We start from the raw sequence: 20,579 nt of genomic DNA on the forward strand, positions 1-20,579 counted from the left end.
GATGCCCAGCGTTGGCGCGCGGTTGCGCGGTATTGCGTCGCGCCTCGCGGAGGCCGGGGTGCCTTCTCCTGAGGCCGATGCCGTCGCCCTGATCGCCCATACGTTCGGCTGGTCTCGCGGCGAGGTGCGCACCGCCGCCGCCCGCGACGATCACTGGCCCGAGGATCCGCTCGACTTCGATCTGCTCGAGGCGCGCGTGGAGCGTCGCATGGGCCGCGAGCCCCTGCAGCACATCACCGGCACGGCGTACTTCCGCGACCTCGAGCTGCAGGTGGGCGACGGCGTGTTCATCCCGCGCCCCGAGACGGAGACCGTCGCGCAGGCCGCCATCGACGCGGCGCGAGCTGCCAGGCCAAACCGCGACGGCCGCGTCCGCGTGACGGATCTGTGCTCAGGGTCCGGCGCCATCGGACTGTCGATCGCGAGCGAGGTCGAGCACGCCGAGGTGACCATGCTCGAGGCGAGCGAGGGTGCCCTCGTGTACCTGCGACTCAACGCCCGATTCATGCCGGCCGACGTGCGGCCGCGGGTGCGCACCGTGCTCGGCGACGCGAGGCGCTGTCTGCACCTGTTCGATGGCTGCGCCGACGTCGTCGTCACGAACCCGCCGTACATCCCTCCGGACGGCGTCCCCCGAGACCCCGAGGTGCGCGACTACGACCCGCCCGAGGCGCTCTACGGGATGGGCAAGGACGGCCTGGACCTGCCGCGCGCCATCATCGACGAGGCGGCACGCCTGTTGCGCGTGGGTGGCACGCTGATCATGGAGCACGGTGACGACCAGGGTCCTGCGCTGCGCGCCTTCGTCCAGCGCTCCGAGTTCTGGGCCGATGCGCGTACGGAGCAGGACCTGAACGGACGCGATCGGATGCTCATCGCTACCCGTGTGGGCGTCTGACACACTGAATCCCGTGATCTACCCCTGCTTTGATCCCGCCACCTGGGGACCGAGCCTGGACGCCGCCGTCGACGCGGTGCAGCGCGGTGCCGTCGTCGTGCTGCCGACCGACACCGTCTACGGGGTCGGGGCGGATGCGTTCCAACCGACGGCAGTGGTGGCGGTTCTCGCGGCCAAGGGTCGAGGACGCCAGATGCCTCCTCCCGTCCTGATTCCCGACGTGCGCACGGTCGACGGCCTCGCACGCGACGTTCCCGCTCCTGCGCGAGCGCTCATGGAGCAGTTGTGGCCGGGGGCCCTCACGGTCATCGTCCACGCCCAGCCGTCGCTCGCCTGGGACCTTGGCGAGACCCACGGGACGGTCGCTCTCCGGCAGCCAGACCACGGCGCCGCGCTCGCGCTGCTGCGGCGTACTGGACCCCTGGCGGTGACGAGCGCCAACCTCACGGGTCAGCCCGCCGCCACCACGGCCGAAGGTGCGAGAGACCAGCTCGGAGACGCCGTCGCGGTGTATCTCGACGGTGGCGACAGTCCGCTTGGCACGGCCTCGACCATCGTCGACGCCACGGATCCGGCGGGACTCCGGGTGGTGCGCGACGGGGGCGTGCCACGCGCGCGGCTCATCGAGATCGCGGGTGCCGAGTCGTTCGCGCCCGAGCCGCAGGTCGAAGGCGAGCCCGACGGGTGAAGGTCTATCTCACCCTGATGGCGATCGCCGCGATCGTCGCATATGCGGCGACCCCCGCCATGCGGCACTTGGCGTTCCGTGTGGGCGCGGTGACCGCCGTGCGAGCGCGGGACGTGCACGCCACGCCCACGGCGAGGCTCGGAGGACTCGCGATCTTCCTGGGGTTGGCGGCCGGCGTCGTGATCGCCCAGAACATCCCGTTCCTTCAGCCCGTCTTCGAGGCGTCGGGCGCCGCGTGGGGGGTGCTGGGCGGAGCCGCGCTCGTGTGCGCGCTCGGCATGGCCGACGACATCTGGGACCTGGACTGGATGGCCAAGCTCGCCGGCCAGGTGCTCGCGGCTCTGATCATGGCCTGGAGCGGCGTGCAGCTGGTCACCGTGCCGATCGCCGGCCTGACAATCGGCAGTTCCTACCTGTCGCTCGCGGCCACCGTGATCGTGGTGGTGGTCGCGATGAACGCCGTCAACTTCGTCGACGGCCTCGACGGGCTGGCGGCCGGAATGGTCGCCATCGGTGGGGCCGCGTTCCTGACGTACACCTACGTGCTCGCGCGATCGGCCTCGCCGGGCGACTACTCGTCCCTCGCGACGCTGATCCTCGCCGTGCTCGTGGGCGCGTGTCTCGGCTTCCTGCCTCACAACCTCAACCCGGCGCGCATCTTCATGGGCGACTCGGGCTCGATGGTGCTGGGTCTCACGATCGCCGGCGCCGCCATCGTGGTGACCGGGCAGATCGACCCGGAGGTCGTCTCGGAGCGCGAGCGCATCCCGGCCTTCATCCCCATCGTGCTGCCACTCATGGTGATCGCGGTCCCGCTGGTGGACATGACTCTCGCGGTCGTGAGGCGCCTGCTCCGCGGTCAGTCGCCGTTCATGCCGGACGCGCACCACCTGCACCACGTGCTGCTGCGCACCGGCCACTCGCATCGATGGGCTGTGAGCGTGCTGTACCTCTGGACCGCAGTGCTGTCCTTCGGCACCGTGTCTCTGGTGTTCCTTCCCGCGCGAGGCGCGTTCGTGCTGATCGGCACCGCCTTCATCCTCTCGAGCCTGCTCACGTTCTCGCCGCCCCTGCGACGCGCGCTGTCACGCGTCTGGCGGGCGGCGGGGGAACGCGCCAAGCCTCTCCAGCGGCTCACCCCCGAAGGCCACCACGACCGGCACCGCGACCCTGACCGCGAGGGCGCCGAGGGAGACGAACCCGCCCCCGCATCGGCCGCTCGTCCCGACAGCGGCCAGGACGCCGTCCACCAGACCACTGACCGTCACTCCACCCCGACGAGGGAGACCCCATGAACGAAGAGACCGCCACCTACCGTCGCGCCCTGCGCGCGACGGCCGTCGCCGTTCTCGCGCTCGCGATCATCGCCGTCCCCGTGGGGCTGTGGGTCGACGGGGGTGCGGGGGTGCTCGCCGCGGAGGCCGGCGTCGCCGTGGCAGCGCTGTCGGGCATCACCACGCAGGTCGCGATGCTCCTCGGCCACCGTCAGGCGCCGCACATCATGGCCGCGTACATCGGCGGCTCGTGGCTGCTGAAGATGCTCCTCATCGTGATCGCGCTCGTCGCTCTCGGCAGCATCGACAGCTTCCATCGGGGCCTGCTCGCGGGGTTCGCACTCGCGGGGGTGGTCGCCACTCTCGCGATCGACATGTGGGCGATGCGGGCGGGACGCATCCCGTATGTCGATCCGAGTTCGAATGCCGAGTGAGGATGCGTTAGGATTCTGGGGCATCACGGTCCCGGCTTACTCGGCGGCCAGCCCGCGCTTGCTTCACGACACCAGGAGATAATTCTGTGGCGAATCTAGCCCTGGATGCGGCCACGGAGGCCGCTTCCGAGCTCGCTGCCGACGAGCCCGGCTCCGCCAGCGGCTTCTTCGGATGGCTGTTCTACTCTGACGGCTTCCACGCCCCGACGGTGGGCGAGTTCTTCCCCCCGGCGCTGTTCGGCGAGGGAACGTTCTTCGAGTTCAACCGGATCATGCTGGCGCGCGTCATCGCCGCTGCCGTCCTGATCCTGATCTTCTGGCTTGTGGCCCGTCGCGCCACCGTGATTCCCACGCGCGGCCAGTCCCTCGTGGAGATGCTGCTCGACTTCGTGCTCGTCCAGATCGTCGAGCAGGTGATGAGCAAGGAGAACGCCAAGCGGTTCCTGCCGTTCCTCGCCACCCTCTTCCTCGCGGTCTTCGCGTTCAACATCACCGGCGTGATCCCGTTCATCAACATGCCGGGCACCGCCCTGATCGGCCTGCCGATCATCATGGCGCTGTGGGTCTACGTCCTGTACCTCACCGTGGGCATCAAGCAGCATGGCTTCGGCGGGTACCTGAAGACCAGCCTGTTCCCCGCGGGTGTTCCCAAGCCGATCTACATCCTCCTGACGCCCATCGAGTTCCTGCAGGTGTTCATCCTGCGGCCTGCCACGCTGGCGCTGCGACTCGCGGCGAACATGATGGCCGGCCACCTCCTGCTGGTGCTCTGCTTCGCGGCCACCCAGTACCTGTTCTTCGAGGCGGCGCTGGCGCTCAAGGCCGTGGGATCGGTCACGCTGATCGCGGGCCTCGCCTTCACCCTGTTCGAAGTATTCGTCTCGGCCCTCCAGGCCTACGTCTTCGTCATGCTGTCCTCGGTGTACATCACGATGGCTGTCGAGGAAGAGCACTAAACCCCACATGACCTGCGGCACCGTAGCGGCGTCGCATCAACGGAAGGAAACACAGTGGACACCACCACTCTCGCTGAGCTCTCGGGCAACATCGCCACGGTCGGTTACGGCCTCGCGACGCTCGGCCCCGGCATCGGTCTGGGCATCCTGATCGGCAAGACGGTCGAGGGCATGGCCCGCCAGCCCGAGGTCGCCGGCCAGCTGCGCGCCACCATGTTCATCGGTGTCGCGTTCGTCGAGGTGCTCGCCCTCCTGGGCTTCGTCGCCGGATTCCTCTTCACGGCCTAATGACTACGGCCAGCCTGATCGTCAACGCAGCGGAAGAGGGCGAGTTCCCCAACCCGCTGATTCCCGCCGCCTACGACATCTTGTGGTCGTCGGTCATCTTCCTGGTGGTCGTCGGCGTCTTCATGGTGCTGCTGCTGCCCAAGCTTCAGCGGGTGCTCGACGAGCGCGCGGAGAAGATCGAGGGCGGGATCCTCAAGGCGGAGCAGGCCCAGGCCGAGGCCGCCGCCGCTCTCGAGGAGTACACGGAGCAGCTGACCGAGGCTCGCGCCGAGGCTGCGCGCATCCGCGAGGACGCGCGTGCCGAGGCTGGTCAGATCGTGGCCGAGACCCGCGAATCGGCTGCCGAAGACGCTCAGCGTCTGGTGCAGACGGCTCACAAGCAGATCGATGCGGAGCGTCAGCAGGCCATCGTGTCGCTGCGCGGCGAGGTGGGCGCGCTCGCGTCCGAGCTCGCGTCCCGCATCGTCGGCGAGTCGCTCGCGGACGACGCTCGTCAGCAGCGCATCATCGACTCCTTCCTCGACGACCTCGAGGCTCAGGTGTCGGACACCAGCAAGGCGAAGGGATAGCGCCGATGCGTGGAACCAGTCAGGCCTCGCGTGCAGCGGTGCTCCGGGAGTTCGAGCCCGTGGCCACTGCGGCAGGCGAGGACGGCATCCTCATCGCGGAGCAGCTCTTCGCGGTGGTCGACACGCTGGACCGGTCGGGCTCGCTGCGGCGTGCGCTGACGGACCCGGCGCGCCCGGGTGCGGACAAGGCCACGCTGGTGAGGCGACTGTTCGGCTCGCTCGATGAGCGCGCGGTGACCGTGGTCGCTGACTTCGCCAACGCGCGGTGGTCCAACGAGCACGATCTCGCGGAGTCGATCGACGATGCCGGCGAGGTCGCGGTGTTCTCCTACGCGGAGCACCAGGGCACCCTCGAGGCGGTCGAAGAGGAACTGTTCCGCGTGGAGCGCGCGCTCACGGCCGAGCGCGAGCTGCTGGTGGCGATGAGCAACCGGTCCGCGACCAAGGCGCAGCGGCTCGCTCTTCTCGAGGGCACCCTGGGCGGCAAGCTGCGCCCCACCACACAGGCGCTGCTGACCCGCGTGGTCGGCATGCCTCGTGGGCGGCGCCTGATCCCTGCGATCAACGCCCTGCTCGACATCGCCGCGGCGCGGCGAGGGCGGTCGGTGGCGAACGTCACGGCCGCAGTCGAGCTGAGCGCCGCGCAGCGCTCCCGGCTGGGTGACATCCTCAAGCAGGCGTACGGTCGCGACATGCAGATCAACGTCGCCGTAGACCCCGAGGTCTTGGGCGGCATCCGAGTTCAGGTTGGTTCCGAGGTGGTGGACGGCACTGTGCTCAGCCGCCTTGACGAGGCACGACGACGACTCGTCGGCTAGCGAAGACTACAGCCGCGAACGCGGTAGTGACAGGAGAGATGAGACATGGCTGAGTTGACGATCAGTCCCGACGAGATCCGGGACGCGCTCGACAGCTACGTGAAGTCGTACGAGCCGACCGGCTTCGTGCGTGAAGAGGTGGGTCACGTGACCCTCGCCGGCGACGGCATCGCCCAGGTCGAGGGACTCCCCGGCTGCATGGCGAACGAGCTGCTGCGCTTCGAGGACGGCACCCTCGGCCTTGCGCTCAACCTTGACGTCCGCGAGATCGGCGTCGTGGTGCTGGGCGAGTTCACGGGCATCGAGGAGGGCCAGGAGGTGCACCGCACCGGAGAGGTCCTCTCCGTCCCCGTGGGCGATGGCTACCTCGGCCGTGTCGTGGACCCGCTGGGCACCCCCATCGACGGGCTCGGCGATGTCGAGACCGACGGCCGCCGTGCCCTCGAGCTCCAGGCGCCCGGCGTCATGGCGCGCAAGTCGGTGCACGAGCCGCTGCAGACCGGTCTCAAGGCCATCGACGCGATGATCCCCATCGGTCGTGGACAGCGTCAGCTGATCATCGGCGACCGTCAGACCGGCAAGACCGCGATCGCGATCGACACGATCATCAACCAGAAGAAGAACTGGGAGACCGGCGATCCCACCAAGCAGGTGCGCTGCGTCTACGTGGCCATCGGTCAGAAGGGTTCGACGATCGCTGCGGTCCGTGGCGCTCTCGAAGAGGCAGGCGCCCTCGAGTACACGACCATCGTGGCGTCGCCCGCATCTGACCCCGCTGGCTTCAAGTACCTCGCCCCGTACACTGGCTCGGCCATCGGCCAGCACTGGATGTACCAGGGCAAGCACGTGCTGATCGTCTTCGACGACCTGTCCAAGCAGGCCGAGGCCTACCGTGCGGTGTCCCTGCTGCTGCGCCGCCCGCCGGGCCGCGAGGCCTACCCGGGTGACGTGTTCTACCTTCACTCCCGTCTGCTGGAGCGTTGTGCGAAGCTCTCGGACGAGATGGGTGCCGGCTCCATGACCGGTCTGCCGGTCATCGAGACCAAGGCGAACGACGTCTCGGCGTACATCCCCACCAACGTCATCTCCATCACGGACGGCCAGATCTTCCTGCAGTCCGACCTCTTCAACGCCAACCAGCGCCCCGCGATCGACGTCGGCATCTCGGTGTCGCGGGTCGGTGGATCGGCGCAGATCAAGGCCATGAAGAAGGTCTCCGGCACGCTGAAGATCGACCTTGCTCAGTACCGCTCTCTCGAGGCGTTCGCGATGTTCGCGTCCGACCTCGATGCAGCGTCACGCCAGCAGCTGACCCGGGGTGCGCGCCTCATGGAGCTGCTCAAGCAGCCCCAGTACACGCCGTACCCGGTCGAGGACCAGGTCGTGTCGATCTGGGCCGGCACCAAGGGCAAGCTCGACAAGGTCCCTGTGGCGGACGTGCTGCGCTTCGAGCGCGAGCTGATCGATCACCTCCGTCGCAGCACCTCGGTGCTCACGGACATCGCGGAGTCCGGCAAGATGTCGGACGAGAACGAGACGGCCCTCGAGGCCGCTATCGACGACTACCTCTCGACGTTCCTCGCATCTGAGGGCACCGAGCTCAGCACCGACTCCTCGACGCCCAGCGGCGAGGATGTCGATGTCGAGCAGGAGCAGATCGTCGCGAAGAAGAAGAAGTAGGGACCGATGGGCGGACAGCAGCGCGTCTACCGGCAGAAGATCCGGTCGACTCAGTCGCTGAAGAAGATCTTCCGTGCGATGGAGCTGATCGCGGCTTCACGCATCGGTAAGGCACGCGCCCGCGTGGCTGCTGCGACTCCGTACTCGCAGGCCATCACGCGGGCCATCAGCGCCGTCTCGATCCACTCTGACGTCGATCACCCGCTCACCAGCAAGCGCACCGACACCACCAAGGTGGCGGTGCTCGTGGTGAGCGCGGACCGCGGCATGGCGGGCGCCTACTCGGCGAACGCCATCCGCGCGGCCGAGCGGCTCCGGCTGAACCTGGAGAGGGATGGCAAGGAGGTCGTGCAGTACGTCGCGGGCCGCCGCGCAGTCTCGTACTACTCGTTCCGTCACCGCGAGCTCGCGGGCAAGTGGACCGGCGCATCTGACTCCCCGGTGGTCGAGACCGCCACGGAGATCGCCGATGCGCTCTACCAAGCCTTCACTGCGGCGGCCGAGGACGGCGGCGTCTCCGAGATCCAGATCGTCTACACGCACTTCACGTCGATGGTCACCCAGGAGCCGCGGGTCATCCGCCTGCTGCCGCTGGAGATCGTCGAGGGTGTGGCCGAGCCGGGCGAGGACGTCGAGCCGCTGTACGAGTTCGAGCCCTCTGCCGAGGAGGTGCTGGACACTCTGCTCCCGCGCTACATCCAGGCACGCATCTACAGCTGCCTGCTCCAGTCGGCTGCCTCCGAGCTGGCGAGCCGTCAGCGCGCGATGAACACCGCCGTGTCCAACGCCGAGGACATCATTCGTCAGTACACCCGGCTCGCCAACACGGCGCGCCAGTCCGAGATCACCCAGGAAATCAGCGAGATCGTCTCGGGCGCCGATGCGCTCGCGGCCTCGTGATCGGAAGCGAGACACCCATGACCCCCACCGCGAAGACCGCGAAGAAGCCGGCAGGCGACACGCCCGCCGAGACGAAGGACGCCCCCACGAAGGCCGTGACCGGTCGCGTGGCTCGGGTGATCGGCCCCGTGGTCGACATCGAGTTCCCGGCTGACTCCATTCCCGACATGTACCACGCCCTGACCACCGAGATCGATCTCACGGCGCAGGGCGAGGGCGAGGGCAACGGCACGCTGCACATGACTCTCGAGGTCGCGCAGCACCTGGGCGACAACATGGTGCGCGCCATCGCGCTGAAGCCCACCGACGGCCTGGTGCGCGGCGCCACGGTGGTCGACACCGGTGAGCCCATCTCGGTTCCCGTAGGTGACGTCACCAAGGGTCACGTCTTCAACGTGACCGGTGAGGTGCTCAACGCCAAGGAGGGCGAGGTCATCGAGGTGACGGAGCGGTGGCCCATCCACCGCAAGCCCCCGGCCTTCGACCAGCTCGAGTCCAAAACTGAGATGTTCGAGACCGGCATCAAGTCGATCGACCTGCTGACCCCGTACGTGCAGGGTGGAAAGATCGGCCTGTTCGGCGGTGCCGGCGTGGGCAAGACCGTCCTCATCCAGGAGATGATCTACCGCGTCGCTAACAACCACAATGGCGTCTCCGTGTTCGCCGGAGTCGGCGAGCGCACCCGTGAGGGCAACGACCTCATCGAGGAGATGACCGAGTCCGGCGTCATCGAGCAGACGGCCCTGGTGTTCGGCCAGATGGACGAGCCGCCGGGCACGCGTCTGCGTGTGGCACTGTCGGCACTGACGATGGCCGAGTACTTCCGTGACGTGCAGTCGCAGGACGTGCTGCTGTTCATCGACAACATCTTCCGCTTCACGCAGGCCGGTTCCGAGGTCTCGACCCTGCTGGGCCGCATGCCGTCCGCAGTGGGCTACCAGCCCACCCTCGCGGATGAGATGGGTCAGCTGCAGGAGCGCATCACGTCCACCCGTGGCCACTCGATCACGTCGCTCCAGGCCATCTATGTGCCCGCGGACGACTACACCGACCCGGCCCCGGCGACCACGTTCGCTCACCTGGACGCCACCACGGAGCTGTCGCGAGAGATCGCCTCGCGCGGTCTGTACCCCGCGATCGACCCGTTGACCTCCACCTCTCGGATCCTCGACCCGCGCTACGTGGGCCAGAAGCACTACGAGACGGCGAACTCGGTCAAGTCGATCCTCCAGCGCAACAAGGAACTGCAGGACATCATTGCGATCCTCGGTGTCGACGAGCTGTCCGAGGAGGACAAGATCATCGTCGCCCGTGCGCGCAAGATCCAGCAGTTCCTGTCGCAGAACACCTACATGGCGGAGCAGTTCACCGGCGTGGCGGGGTCGACGGTGCCCCTGACCGAGACCATCGAGGCGTTCGACGGTCTGGTCAACGGCAAGTACGACAACATCGCGGAGCAGGCCTTCTTCAACATCGGTGGCCTCGAGGACCTGGACAAGAACTGGGCCCGCATCCAGAAGGAGATCGGCTGACCATGGCCGGCGCCCTCACCGTCGATATCGTCGGCCCGGACCGCATCTTGTGGTCCGGGACGGCGGAGCGCGTCATCGCCCCGTCCGTCGAGGGGGAGATCGGTCTGCTCGCGAACCACGAGCCCATCCTGTCGCTGCTGCGCTCCGGCACGGTGCGGGTGCGCGGCGAGAGCGGGGACTGGAGCGAGTTCCCGATCAAGAGCGGCTTCGTCTCGTTCGACCACAACATCGTCAACATCGTCGCGGAGCCGGCCGACACGCACGAGGACTGACCCATGCGCGTCGTGATCGCGCGCTGCGCCGCCCGCTACTCGGGACGGCTCAGCGCGCATCTTCCTCTCGCCACCCGGGCCATCATGGTCAAGGCGGACGGCTCGGTGCTGCTGCACTCCGATGGTGGCTCGTACAAGCCGCTCAACTGGATGAGCCCGCCGTGCACCACGCGTGAGGTGGCCCCCGACGGAGCGCAGGCATCGGCCGGCGTGACGGCGGTCTGGACCGTTCAGCACGACAAGACGGACGACCGGCTCGAGATCGAGATCCACGAGGTGCTCGCGGACACTCAGCATGAGCTGGGGGTGGACCCAGGCCTCATCAAGGACGGCGTCGAGGCTCATCTCCAAGAGCTGCTCGCCGCGCAGATCTCGGTGCTGGGAGACGGACACACCCTTGTGAGGCGCGAGTACCCCACGGCGATCGGTCCCGTCGACATCCTGGCCCGCACGTCCGCTGGCGCTGCCGTGGCGGTCGAGATCAAGCGCCGTGGAGACATCGACGGCGTCGAACAGCTCACCCGCTACCTCGAACTGCTCAACCGAGACCCGCTGTTGAGCCCCGTCGAAGGGGTGTTCGCGGCGCAGGAGATCAAGCCCCAGGCCCGCGTGCTCGCGCAGGACCGCGGCATTCGGTGCCTGGTGCTCGACTACGACGCGATGCGCGGCGTCGACGACTCCTCCACACGTCTGTTCTGACCGGTCTCACCCGCGTGGGGAGGGCGCGACGGGCGCCTACCACTCGGTAGAAATTGTCGAAACGGCTCGTTAGACTTGAGCGCATGACAACCACGCCTCAGACCTTCCCCGACGACTTCCTGTTCGGTGCCGCAACCGCCTCCTATCAGATCGAGGGCGGCGCCCACGAGGGCGGCCGCGGGCCCTCCATCTGGGACACCTTCTGCGCCACCCCCGGCAAGGTGGTGGGCGGCGACAACGGTGACGTCGCGTGCGACCACTTCCACCGGTGGGAGGAGGACATCGACATGATGGCCGATCTCGGCTTGCAGGCCTACCGCTTCTCGATCGCGTGGCCGCGCGTGCAGCCGCTCGGCACCGGTGAGTTCAACGCGGAGGGCATCGCGTTCTACCGCGGCATCATCGACCGGCTGAAGTCCAAGGGCATCACGCCCATGGTGACGCTGTATCACTGGGACCTCCCGCAGGCTCTCGACGACGACGGTGGCTGGCTGTCGCGCGACACCGTCGATGCCTTCGCCGCCTACGCGAAGCGGATGGCGGAGGAGTTCGGGGCCGACGTGGACATGTGGGCCACGATCAACGAGCCCTGGGTGGCCGCGTTCGTCGGCTACGGCGCCGGCGCCCACGCCCCTGGTCACGCTGACGATGCCGAGGCGTTGCAGGTCGCGCACCACCTCAACCTCGCTCACGCCCGCGCCTACCGCGCCATGAAGGACGTCCGTGGCGACCTCCGCATCGGCCTCGTGAACAACTGCCACACCCCGCGTCCCTGGGACCCCTCGAGCGAGGCCGACCGTGCCGCCGCCGACCACATCGACGCACTCGCCAACACCATGTTCCACGACCCGTTCGTGACCGGCGAGTACCCTGCGGTGCTGCTGCCCAACACCGCTCATCTGACGGACTGGTCGTTCCTCCAGGATGGCGACCTCGAGGAGATGCACGGCCAGGTCGACTGGTTCGGCGTCAACTACTACGCCTCGCACGTGGTTCGCCACAACCCGAACAAGGGGACGGAGACCACCAAGCTCGCGACGCTCGCGGACGGCCACAAGGCGGGCGCCAACTCGCCGTGGCCGGGCGACGAGGAGATCGAGTTCATGCCACCCACCGGCAAGCTCACCGAGATGGGCTGGAACGTGGACCCCTCGGCCTTCCACGCGCACCTCATCAAGATCCACCGCGAGACCGGCAAGCCCATCTACGTGACCGAGAACGGGTCCGCCTGGAACGACTCGATCGACGAGGACGGGCGCGTGCGCGACACTGATCGCGTCGAGTACTTCCACGGCCACATCGGCGCGGTGCTGAAGGCGATCGGCGAGGGCGCGGACGTCCGCGGCTACATGGCGTGGTCGCTCATGGATAACTTCGAGTGGGCCCAGGGCTACGCCAAGCGGTTCGGCATCGTGCACGTCGACTACGACTCGCTCGAGCGGCGCTGGAAGGACTCGGCGTACTGGTACCAGGAGGTGCTCCGCCAGCGCGCGGTCGTGCCGGTCGAGCAGGCCGATGCGCTCGCGGCCACCCCGCCGCGGGCCTTCTGACTCCCCAGCGCGACACCAGCGCCCGGCCGATGCGCGCATCGGCCGGGCGCTGGTCGCTCCCCGCCTAGACTGGTCCTCATGCCCTCCAAGCGTCGGTCGTTCAAGCGCCCGTACGGAGAGCCGCACCCCGAGCTTGACGTCGACAGGGTCGCGAACGCGACCGGCGGACGACGCGAGCCGGGCCCGGGCGGCGAGGAGTTCATCGTCGTGACTCCCCGTCCCACCGACAAGACCTACGTGTGTCCCGCCTGCCGTCGGGACATCCCGCCGCGGACGGCTCACGTGGTCGCGTGGGCGGCGGACGGGCTGTTCGGCCCCGACGAGGCCGCCGCGCAGCGACGGCACTGGCACACGCACTGCTGGAACACCTTTGGGAGGAACCGTGGCTGAGACCGACGACGTCCAGGGCGACAGCGCCGATATTCGGGCGATGACCGTCCTGCCGGCGATCCGCGAGGACATCGTGCTGCGCACGGAGGACGGCCTCGAGCTGGTGGGCGAGCTCGCGCTGCCCGCCTCCGGCGAGGTGCGCGCCACGCTGATCACACTTCATCCGCTGCCCACGCACGGCGGGTTCATGGACTCCCATGTGCTGCGCAAGGCCGCATGGCGCCTGCCGCACCTGGCCGACATCGCCGTGATCCGATTCAACACCCGTGGGACGTCGTCGCCGCGAGGCACGAGCGAGGGCGAATTCGACGAGGGCGATGGCGAGGTCGCGGACGTGCGCGCCGCCGTGGAGTTCGCCGTGGCGCGGGGGCTGCCGCACCGGTGGCTCGTCGGCTGGAGCTTCGGGACGGAGCTGGCGCTGATGCACGGTGCGGACCTGGATGTCGAGGGCGCGATCCTGCTGTCGCCGCCGCTGCGCCGAGCGGAGACCACTCACCTCGAGCACTGGGCCGCCTCTGGCAAGCCCGTCACTGCGCTCGTCCCCGAGCACGACGATTTTCTCCAGCCCGCCGAGGCGCGCGAACGGTTCGCGCCGCTGACACAGCTCGACCTGATCGCGGTTGACGACGCCAAGCACCTGTGGGTGGGGGAGACGTACGTGCGCATCGTGCTGGACGCGATCGTCGCTCGAGTCGCGCCGGACCGCGCGCCTCTTCCGACGCAGGTCCCGGGTCGCGTGGTGCAATAGGGGAGACCGCCCGCCCTTCACGAGGGAGCCTCCATGAGCCTGATCCCCGACGCCGCCCCCGTCGTTCTTCTCAATGCGTTCCCGCTGGACCGCCAGCAGTGGGAGCCGCTGATCTCCGTCCTCGGAGACCGCGTGCGCGGCGACCTCATCACCTTCGACATGCCTGGGATCGGCGAGATGCCGCTCACGGACGAGGAGCCGGGACTCGACCTCATCGCCGACGCCGCGGTGCTGGCCATGCGAGAGGCCACTGGAGCGGACGCGGCCGTGTGGATCGGCTGTTCCATGGGCGGCTACGTGGCTCTCGCGGTCGCGCAGCGGTGGCCCGATGCCGTCGCGGGGATCGGCCTGGTCTGCACCAAGGCGACGGCGGACGACGACGAGGCACGCGCCAAGCGCGAACAGGTCGCCGTGGCAGTGGAGAACGCGGACGGCCACCCTGACCCGCACGGCGCGGCCGAGGGCATGGTCGGCACGGATGGCGCGGGTCGCGACGAGCTCGTGGAGTGGGTCGCGGACAACATCGCGAAGCAGCGCGGCGACGGGATCGCCTGGGGCCAGCGCGCGATGGCCGCGCGGCCCGACCGCACCGAGGTGCTGCGTGCGGTCGACGCACCCGTCGTCACCGTGATCGGCGGCGCCGACGGAATCGTGGACCGCGCCGATGCGGAGGCGATGGCTGCGGCGGCCGGAGTCGAGCCCGTCGTTCTCGATGGGGTGGGCCACCTCGCGGCGCTCGAGGCGCCCGCTGCGACGGCCGATGCGCTCGAGCCCCTGCTGCGGGCCTGACGACAGTCTGGGCCGGCACGCGACTCGCGGGCAGTCGGTGGAGTCCGGTGAGGCTCAGGTCGCCCAGTCGTTCCCGCCGGCAAGCCGCTTCGCGAGCGCCTCGGTGAGCGGCATGGACTCGCCATCTCGCGCCCCTTTGCCGAGTTCGAGCGGCGGCTCGCCCGGCTCGAGCGTCACTCCTCGCACCAGGCCGCGGAGGCTGCGCGGAGCCGACATCACGTAGAACTCTCCATCGGTGCCGACGGCGACGCTCCTGTCCCGCTTGAGGTACCAGCCCTCGAGAGTCGTGCGCAGGCGGGACCTGCCGTCGTAGGTGCGAGCCGTGAGCCGCTCCGGCGTCAGCCCGGCGGCCGTCGCGTCCGCGGCGAACTGGCGCACCAGCTCAGCGGCACGGCGAGTCTCGCCCTGCCGCTGCCGCTCGAGCGCCTGCGCACGCCTGAGGTGCGGCGAGACAGGGGAGTCGTCGGTCACGGTCGGCGCGCAGCCGTGGTCACCCGCGGTCCGCCGCCGGGGCGGTGTCCGCATCGGCGGTCTCGGCGGTCTCGTCTGCTGACGTGGCGGACGGGGCCGACTCGGCCGATGCCGCGGACTCGCTCGCCGTCCCGGCGCCCGCGGCCTTCTTGAGGCTCGCGACGGGATCCGCTCCGAGCAGGCCCCGCAGATCGTCGAGGTACCCGGTGATCGACTCACGCTGGCGGTTGAGCTCGTCCACCTCGTGCGAGGCGGCGTTGCGCTCACGCTCAGCATCGGAGACGGCTTCGGAGATGATCGACTCCGCGTGCTCGCGCGCCCCCGAGACGATCTCGTCGGCGTTGTTGCGGGCGTTGGTGAGCAGAGTCTGCGAGTGGACCTCGGCCTCCCGGCGCACCGTCTCCGCACGCTCCAGAGAGGCGCTGAGACGCTCCTCGGCCTCGTCTGCGCGCCTGCGTGCGTCGGCAACCATCTCCGCGCCCTCGGCCTGCGCCTCGGCGAGCCGCCGACTGAGGTCCTGCTCGGCCTTCTCGCGACGCTGTGCGATCTCGACCTGCAGGTCCTCGCGGGTGCGGCGGGCCTCTTCGCGGGCGGCCTCGGCATCGGCGTGCGCGGCGGCGCGCTCCTCCTCGCCGTCCTTGCGGGCGACGGTGAGGATCTGCTTGGCCTCGGCTTCGCCATCGGCGACGCGCTGCTCCGCCTGCGCCTCGCCGGCCGCGATCGTCTTGGCGGCGTCTCGGTCGGCGGCGTCGCGCGTCTGCTGCGCGTAGGCGTCCGCCTCCCGGCGGGTGGTCTCGGCGTAGACGTCCGTCTCGTTGCGCAGGTGGGCGTCGTAGTTCTCGGCCTCTCGACGCACACGCGCGGCGTGATCGTCTGCCTCGCCACGCGTCGTCTGCGCATACTCATCGGCCGCATGACGCGTGGTGACGTCGTACCCGTCGGCGTCCTTGCGGACTCCTCGTGCATAGGTCTCGCCCGCCTCGCGGGTGGAGAGCGCGTAGGCATCGGCGCCCTGGCGAGTGTCGGCGTCGTACTGGTCCGCGGCTGCGCGGGTGTCGGCGTCGTACTGGTCCGCGGCTGCGCGGGTCGACTGGTCGTACTCGTCTGCGTCCGCGCGGGTCGACTGGTCGTACTCGTCTGCGTCCGCGCGCCTCGCCGCGGCGTCCGTGTCAGCCGAGGCGATGGTGTCGTCGCGGTACTGGTCGGCGTCCGCGCGGGTCGTCTGGTCGTACTCGTCCGCCGCCGCGCGGGTGGTTGCCGCATCGTCATCGGCGGACGTGCGCGTGTCGGTGGCGTACTGATCCGCCGCGGCGCGAGTGTCGTCGCGGTACTGGTCGGCGTCTGCGCGGGTCGTCTGGTCGTACTGGTCTGCCGCCGAACGGATGCCGGCTGCATCATCGTCCGCCGTGGCGCGCGTGCTCTCGGAGTAGCGGTCCGCAGCGGAGCGGGTCTCGGCGTCGTAGTCGTCCGCGTCGGAGCGCAGGGCGGCGATCTCAACATCGGCCTGGGTGCGGATCTCGAGCGCGGCACGATCAGCATCGCCCACGGTCGTGTCGCGATACGAGTCCGCTTCGGCGCGAGTGTCCGCGTCGTAGCGGTCCGCCTCCCGGCGGCTCGCGGTCGCGTAGTCCTCGGCATCGCCACGAGTCAGGTCGTCGTACTCGTCGGTCTCGGCACGCAGGGCGTCGGCCTCGCGCTGGGCCTGCTGACGCAGCTCACGAGCCGCGATCTCGGCATCCGCGCGGACTGCCTCGGCGTCGCGGTTGGCCTGAGTCAGGAACGTCTGCGCCTCGTTGCGCATGCTCGCTGCCTGAGAATCGGCGGTGGTGCGCACGTCGGAGGCCTCAGCCTCCGCAGCCGCAAGAGCATCCGCGGCCTCCGCCGCGATCGCCTTGGCCTCGTCTCGTGCTGTCGCGAGGGCCGCATCGGCTTCACCGTGCAGGCGCTCCGCGTCCTCCTGAGCGCCCTGAACGAGCGCGTCGGCCTCGCCGCGCGCGTTGTCGACCAACTCCGTGGCCTCGCGCTGGGACGTGACTCGCAGCTCCGTGGCCTCGCGTTCGGCGGTCGCGCGCAGGGTGTGGGCCTCGCGGTCCGCGGTCGCGCGACGCTCGGCGGCTTCCGCTTCCATGGCCGACGACAGCCGCTCGGCCTCCCGCCTGGCCTTCTCCACGATCTCCGCGGCCTGGCGTGATGCGGCGTCTCGGACGTTGGTGGAGTCGGACTCGGCAGCGGTGCGGATCTCCTCCGCTTCGCGGCGGCTCTGCGCGAGGATCTCAGCGACCTCGTTATCGGCGCGTGCGCGCAGCTGCTGAGCCGCGACGTTGGCACGCGCCACGGTGTCCTGCGCGTGCGTGTTCGCGCGCTGCACCACATCCGAGGACTGTTCCTCTGCGGAGCGCAGCAACTGCTCGACGCGCGCGCCCAACCCCTTGTAGGTGGGCTGCTCGGACTCTCGGAGACTGCGCTGCGCGTCATCGAACTGGGCGCGAATCTGAGCCGCGTCGTGCTGCGCCTGTTGCGCAGTGGACTGGGCTTCTCTGACCGAGTCCTCCAGTCGCGCGATGTGCGCAGCGACGGCCTCGCGGTCGTACCCGCGCATCGCTACTGGAAAGGGCAGGGTCTCATCAGGCATGCTGGTCTCCTCTCGCGCGGTCGGAACTGGCCGCGCGGTCCGCTCCCCAGGGTAATGCGCGGCCTGAGGTGAGACAAAGCGGCGTCGTGCGACGTTACCCCGTTGTCTCCTAGAGTGGACGCGTACATCTGGAGGTTTGTGTGAGTTTGAGGACAACCGCGCTCGTGGCGGGCGTGATCGGCGTGCTGCTCCTGGCGGCGGGCCTGATCGCCGAGTCGCAGCGACCCCCGCGGGACGTCACCGCATCAGCGAGCGTCGACACCGCGGTGGTGGTCTACGAGGCGGAGATGATCGCTTTCGCAGGCGACTCCCGCATCGGCGTCTCTGGCGACGGCGTGATCGTCGCCGTGACGGCGCGCCCGGTCGACGCCGAAGCCTGGCTCGCTGAGCACAGCGCGGCGCGGGTGTCCGGTCTGCCGTCCTGGGAGTCGTTGTCCACCGAGGCGCTGGATCCCGTCGCGCCTTCGACGTCCCCGTCCCCGTCGCCGTCGACATCGGCGTCCGCCTCTCCGGAGCCGGAGGAGGAGCCCAGCCCGAGTGCGTCCCCGTCAGCGGGTGCGGAGGAGGCGGCAGCGGCCGACGCGGTCGACATCCTGGCCGCCACCTCGCAGGACCACTGGCGCGCCGACTGGCGCGGCGAGGGTCGGCTGTCGATCAAGGCATCCGATGTGCCGCCCGGAGAGACGCTGGTGATCGTCAGCGAGGATGGGTCGCCCCTCACGGACACTGACCTCGCTCTGACGCGCGACGTCGACGACGGCTGGATCACTCCGCTCATCTGGTGGGGCGCGTTCCTGACCGCGGTCGGAGTGGTCGCCCTCGTGCTGCGGTTCATCGACCTGCGCCCGGCCCAGGCCAGGGGCGAGGAGTGGATGGCCAAGCGCCAGCGCGCCGGCGATGACGAGGCCGACCGGAGCCCTGGAACGCGCCGCTCGCGCCGCGCCAAGGGAGAGCATCTGCCCGATGCGAGCCTCGAGGACGAGCCGCCGTCACCGACTGCACCATCACCGACTGCACCAGCGGACGATCACCCGGGAGAGGAGCGGCCATGAGACGCCTCATGACCACCGGCGCCGTCGCCGTCGCAGGAGCCGCCGTGCTCACCGGATGCGTGGCCGAGGTGCCCGCGCCCGTCACGTCCGCGCCGCCCATGACGGAAGCCGCGGCGCTGCTCGAGCCTCAGAGCACCCAGATCATCGACGAGACCCTTGCGGAGCTCGCCGCCGCCGATCGCGCGGGCGATGCTGATCTGCTCTCCGCGCGGGTGGGCGGCGATGCGAAGACCCTGCGCGAGATCGAATACACGCTCGCGGAGGCGGAGGACGGCGCCGAGCCCGTCGCCATCCCGTCGACGATGCAGGCCGTCTACGTGTCCGGCGCCGACATCTGGCCGCGCACGCTCGTGTCAGTCACGGAGCAGGCATCAGAGGACGTCACCCCAGTGGTGCTGCTCTGGGTGCAGGACTCCATCGACGCCGAGTACCAGCTGCGCGGCTGGGCGCACATGATCCCGGGTGCCACCCTGCCCGCGATGCCAGGGACGTCGTCCGGCGCGGCGCAGCTCGAGATGACGACCGACACGCTCGACCCGACCCCGGAGGCCGTGCTGACGGACTACGCGGAACTGCTCCGCCAGGGCGAAGGGTCGGATCTGGCCGCCTCCTTCGGCGCCGACTCGTATCGCGAACGCCTGTTTGCGGCGCGCGAGACCCTGACGGAGGCCGCAGAGGACTCGGACGGCGAGTACCGGGACGCGGTCTCGGCCGACCTCGTGGGGTCCTACGTCATGGGCACGGCCGACGGCGGCGCCCTGGTCTTCACTCCGCTCACGATCACGTCGTCTTTCACCGTCGAAGATGCGACCGTGTCGATTCCCGACGAGGACGAGCCGCTGTTGGAAGGCGAACTCGACGACACCGTGACGCACGAATACCTCGACATGATCGTCATGTACCTTCCCGGCCCGGACGTGGACGCGCTGCCCGCAGTCGTCGCGGCCGAGCACACGCTGATCAACGTCTCCGATAGTTAGGCGAGCATGACTGCTGACAACCCTGAGGTGCCGCTGCGCGGTTCCGTCGACCTGTCCCAACTGGTGAAGAAGGATGAGCCGCCCGCTCCGGCCGAACCCGTCGCTGGGTCCGCTCAGGGGACTGCGCCGGCGCCCATCGAGGTGACGGAGCAGAGCCTCCAGGAGCTGGCGCAGCTCTCGGCTCAGGTGCCGGTGGTGATCGTGTTCCTGTCGAGCGCCTCACCGGCGTCGAAGGAGCTCGTCGAGCGGATGCGCACCCTGCTGGTGCGCTACAACGGAGCGCTGGTGCTGGCGTCGTGCGATATCGACACGCAGATGTCCGTCGCCGGAGCCTTCCAGGTGCAGGCTGTCCCCACGGTGATGGGGCTGATCGCCGCACGTCCCGCGCCGCTGTTCCAGGGCAATGCCGAGGACGAGCAGATCATCAGCGTGCTCGACCAGGTGCTCGAGATTGCGCGCCAGAATGGGGTGACCGGCAGCGCAGGGGGAGCCCCCGAGCAGCCGCAGGGCCCGCCCGAGCCGCCGCCCCTCCCGCCGCTTCACCAGGAGGCGTACGACGCGATCGAGCGCGAGGACTACGTCGCGGCGATCGATGCCTACGACCGCGCTCTGCGCGAGAACCCCAAGGACGCCGATGCGCGGGCGGGCCGAGCGCAGGTCGCGCTGATGGAGCGCAGCAGGCTCGCGGACGTCGACGCCGTGCGCAGTGCTGCGGCGGATGCTCCCCACGACGCGGAGGCGCAGATGGCCGTCGCGGACCTGGACGTGATGGGCGGACAGGTCGAGGACGCGTTCGCGCGCCTCATCGATGTGGTGCGCACCAGCGCGGGTCCGGAGCGCGAGCAGGTGAGGGTGCGGCTCGTCGAACTGTTCGACGTGGTCGGCACCGACGACGCGCGGGTGGTCAAGGCACGTCAGGCGCTCGCGGCGGCACTCTTCTAGCCGCCCTGAGCGTGGGC

Annotated in this window: 22 protein-coding genes; 20 read left to right on the plus strand and 2 right to left on the minus strand. The window is 69.4% G+C overall.

Features of this window, described 5'->3' with window-relative positions:
- Position 1: 1 nt before the first annotated feature.
- The 17 genes from prmC (at position 2) to AOP72_RS03030 (ending at position 14,485) form a co-directional block, all read left to right on the plus strand.
- A complete protein-coding gene (prmC, locus tag AOP72_RS02950) occupies positions 2 to 898 on the plus strand; it encodes a peptide chain release factor N(5)-glutamine methyltransferase (protein WP_062132155.1) in 897 nt (298 codons plus the stop codon).
- Between the two features lie 4 nt (positions 899 to 902).
- Positions 903 to 1,586, plus strand: a complete 684-nt coding sequence (locus AOP72_RS02955) for an L-threonylcarbamoyladenylate synthase (RefSeq protein WP_062136748.1) — start codon at positions 903 to 905, stop codon at positions 1,584 to 1,586.
- Positions 1,583 to 2,881, plus strand: a complete 1,299-nt coding sequence (locus AOP72_RS02960; protein WP_084631193.1) for an MraY family glycosyltransferase — start codon at positions 1,583 to 1,585, stop codon at positions 2,879 to 2,881. Before AOP72_RS02955 ends, AOP72_RS02960 begins: the two co-directional genes overlap by 4 nt.
- A complete protein-coding gene (locus tag AOP72_RS02965; RefSeq protein WP_062132158.1) occupies positions 2,878 to 3,294 on the plus strand; it encodes a Cg1360 family ATP-synthase-associated protein in 417 nt (138 codons plus the stop codon). Before AOP72_RS02960 ends, AOP72_RS02965 begins: the two co-directional genes overlap by 4 nt.
- An 86-nt stretch (positions 3,295 to 3,380) precedes the next feature.
- Positions 3,381 to 4,250: a F0F1 ATP synthase subunit A gene (gene atpB, locus AOP72_RS02970; RefSeq protein ID WP_152650230.1), complete on the plus strand. Its 870-nt coding sequence runs from the start codon at positions 3,381 to 3,383 to the stop codon at positions 4,248 to 4,250.
- Between the two features lie 54 nt (positions 4,251 to 4,304).
- Positions 4,305 to 4,538: an ATP synthase F0 subunit C gene (locus tag AOP72_RS02975; RefSeq protein ID WP_062132161.1), complete on the plus strand. Its 234-nt coding sequence runs from the start codon at positions 4,305 to 4,307 to the stop codon at positions 4,536 to 4,538.
- Complete coding sequence (locus AOP72_RS02980) at positions 4,538 to 5,107, plus strand: F0F1 ATP synthase subunit B (protein ID WP_062132164.1); 570 nt, start codon at positions 4,538 to 4,540, stop codon at positions 5,105 to 5,107. Before AOP72_RS02975 ends, AOP72_RS02980 begins: the two co-directional genes overlap by 1 nt.
- A gap of 5 nt (positions 5,108 to 5,112) precedes the next feature.
- Complete coding sequence (locus tag AOP72_RS02985) at positions 5,113 to 5,925, plus strand: F0F1 ATP synthase subunit delta (RefSeq protein ID WP_062132167.1); 813 nt, start codon at positions 5,113 to 5,115, stop codon at positions 5,923 to 5,925.
- Between the two features lie 45 nt (positions 5,926 to 5,970).
- Entirely contained in the window at positions 5,971 to 7,605 is a 1,635-nt protein-coding gene (gene atpA / locus AOP72_RS02990) for a F0F1 ATP synthase subunit alpha (RefSeq protein ID WP_062132170.1), read from the plus strand.
- 6 nt (positions 7,606 to 7,611) lie between these two features.
- Positions 7,612 to 8,505, plus strand: coding sequence for a F0F1 ATP synthase subunit gamma (locus AOP72_RS02995; protein ID WP_062132173.1), 894 nt, complete (start codon positions 7,612 to 7,614; stop codon positions 8,503 to 8,505).
- 17 nt (positions 8,506 to 8,522) lie between these two features.
- Positions 8,523 to 10,037, plus strand: a complete 1,515-nt coding sequence (atpD, locus tag AOP72_RS03000; protein ID WP_084631194.1) for a F0F1 ATP synthase subunit beta — start codon at positions 8,523 to 8,525, stop codon at positions 10,035 to 10,037.
- A gap of 2 nt (positions 10,038 to 10,039) precedes the next feature.
- A complete protein-coding gene (locus AOP72_RS03005; RefSeq protein ID WP_062132176.1) occupies positions 10,040 to 10,309 on the plus strand; it encodes a F0F1 ATP synthase subunit epsilon in 270 nt (89 codons plus the stop codon).
- Positions 10,310 to 10,312: 3 nt separating this feature from the next.
- Positions 10,313 to 11,008 carry an endonuclease NucS gene (gene nucS / locus AOP72_RS03010; protein ID WP_062132180.1) on the plus strand — a complete coding sequence of 232 codons (696 nt, stop codon included), beginning with the start codon at positions 10,313 to 10,315 and terminating at the stop codon, positions 11,006 to 11,008.
- Positions 11,009 to 11,091: 83 nt separating this feature from the next.
- The gene (locus tag AOP72_RS03015) at positions 11,092 to 12,558 is read left to right on the plus strand and encodes a glycoside hydrolase family 1 protein (protein WP_062132183.1); all 1,467 of its coding nucleotides are present in this window, start codon (positions 11,092 to 11,094) and stop codon (positions 12,556 to 12,558) included.
- A gap of 78 nt (positions 12,559 to 12,636) precedes the next feature.
- The gene (locus AOP72_RS03020) at positions 12,637 to 12,948 is read left to right on the plus strand and encodes an Rv1322 family protein (RefSeq protein ID WP_062132185.1); all 312 of its coding nucleotides are present in this window, start codon (positions 12,637 to 12,639) and stop codon (positions 12,946 to 12,948) included.
- Positions 12,949 to 12,988: 40 nt separating this feature from the next.
- The gene (locus AOP72_RS03025; RefSeq protein ID WP_062136756.1) at positions 12,989 to 13,696 is read left to right on the plus strand and encodes an alpha/beta hydrolase; all 708 of its coding nucleotides are present in this window, start codon (positions 12,989 to 12,991) and stop codon (positions 13,694 to 13,696) included.
- 33 nt (positions 13,697 to 13,729) lie between these two features.
- Positions 13,730 to 14,485, plus strand: a complete 756-nt coding sequence (locus tag AOP72_RS03030) for an alpha/beta fold hydrolase (RefSeq protein ID WP_062132188.1) — start codon at positions 13,730 to 13,732, stop codon at positions 14,483 to 14,485.
- Positions 14,486 to 14,539: 54 nt separating this feature from the next.
- Here AOP72_RS03030 and AOP72_RS03035 read toward each other — a convergent pair whose 3' ends face one another.
- The gene (locus AOP72_RS03035) at positions 14,540 to 14,956 is read right to left on the minus strand and encodes a hypothetical protein (protein WP_062136759.1); all 417 of its coding nucleotides are present in this window, start codon (positions 14,954 to 14,956) and stop codon (positions 14,540 to 14,542) included.
- Between the two features lie 19 nt (positions 14,957 to 14,975).
- Complete coding sequence (locus tag AOP72_RS03040) at positions 14,976 to 17,588, minus strand: hypothetical protein (protein WP_152650231.1); 2,613 nt, start codon at positions 17,586 to 17,588, stop codon at positions 14,976 to 14,978.
- A 140-nt stretch (positions 17,589 to 17,728) separates the two neighbouring features.
- On the opposite strand from AOP72_RS03040, the gene AOP72_RS03045 reads away from it, so the two are divergent.
- Genes AOP72_RS03045 through AOP72_RS03055 form a run of 3 tightly spaced genes read left to right on the plus strand, consistent with a single transcriptional unit; the run spans position 17,729 to position 20,562 of the window.
- Positions 17,729 to 18,640, plus strand: coding sequence for a hypothetical protein (locus tag AOP72_RS03045; RefSeq protein ID WP_152650232.1), 912 nt, complete (start codon positions 17,729 to 17,731; stop codon positions 18,638 to 18,640).
- The gene (locus AOP72_RS03050; protein WP_152650233.1) at positions 18,637 to 19,620 is read left to right on the plus strand and encodes a DUF8094 domain-containing protein; all 984 of its coding nucleotides are present in this window, start codon (positions 18,637 to 18,639) and stop codon (positions 19,618 to 19,620) included. Before AOP72_RS03045 ends, AOP72_RS03050 begins: the two co-directional genes overlap by 4 nt.
- 6 nt (positions 19,621 to 19,626) lie before the next feature.
- A complete protein-coding gene (locus tag AOP72_RS03055; protein ID WP_062132208.1) occupies positions 19,627 to 20,562 on the plus strand; it encodes a tetratricopeptide repeat protein in 936 nt (311 codons plus the stop codon).
- Positions 20,563 to 20,579: the final 17 nt, after the last annotated feature.

Origin of the sequence: Demequina aestuarii, assembly GCF_000975095.1 — a bacterium.
Taxonomy (GTDB): domain Bacteria; phylum Actinomycetota; class Actinomycetes; order Actinomycetales; family Demequinaceae; genus Demequina; species Demequina aestuarii.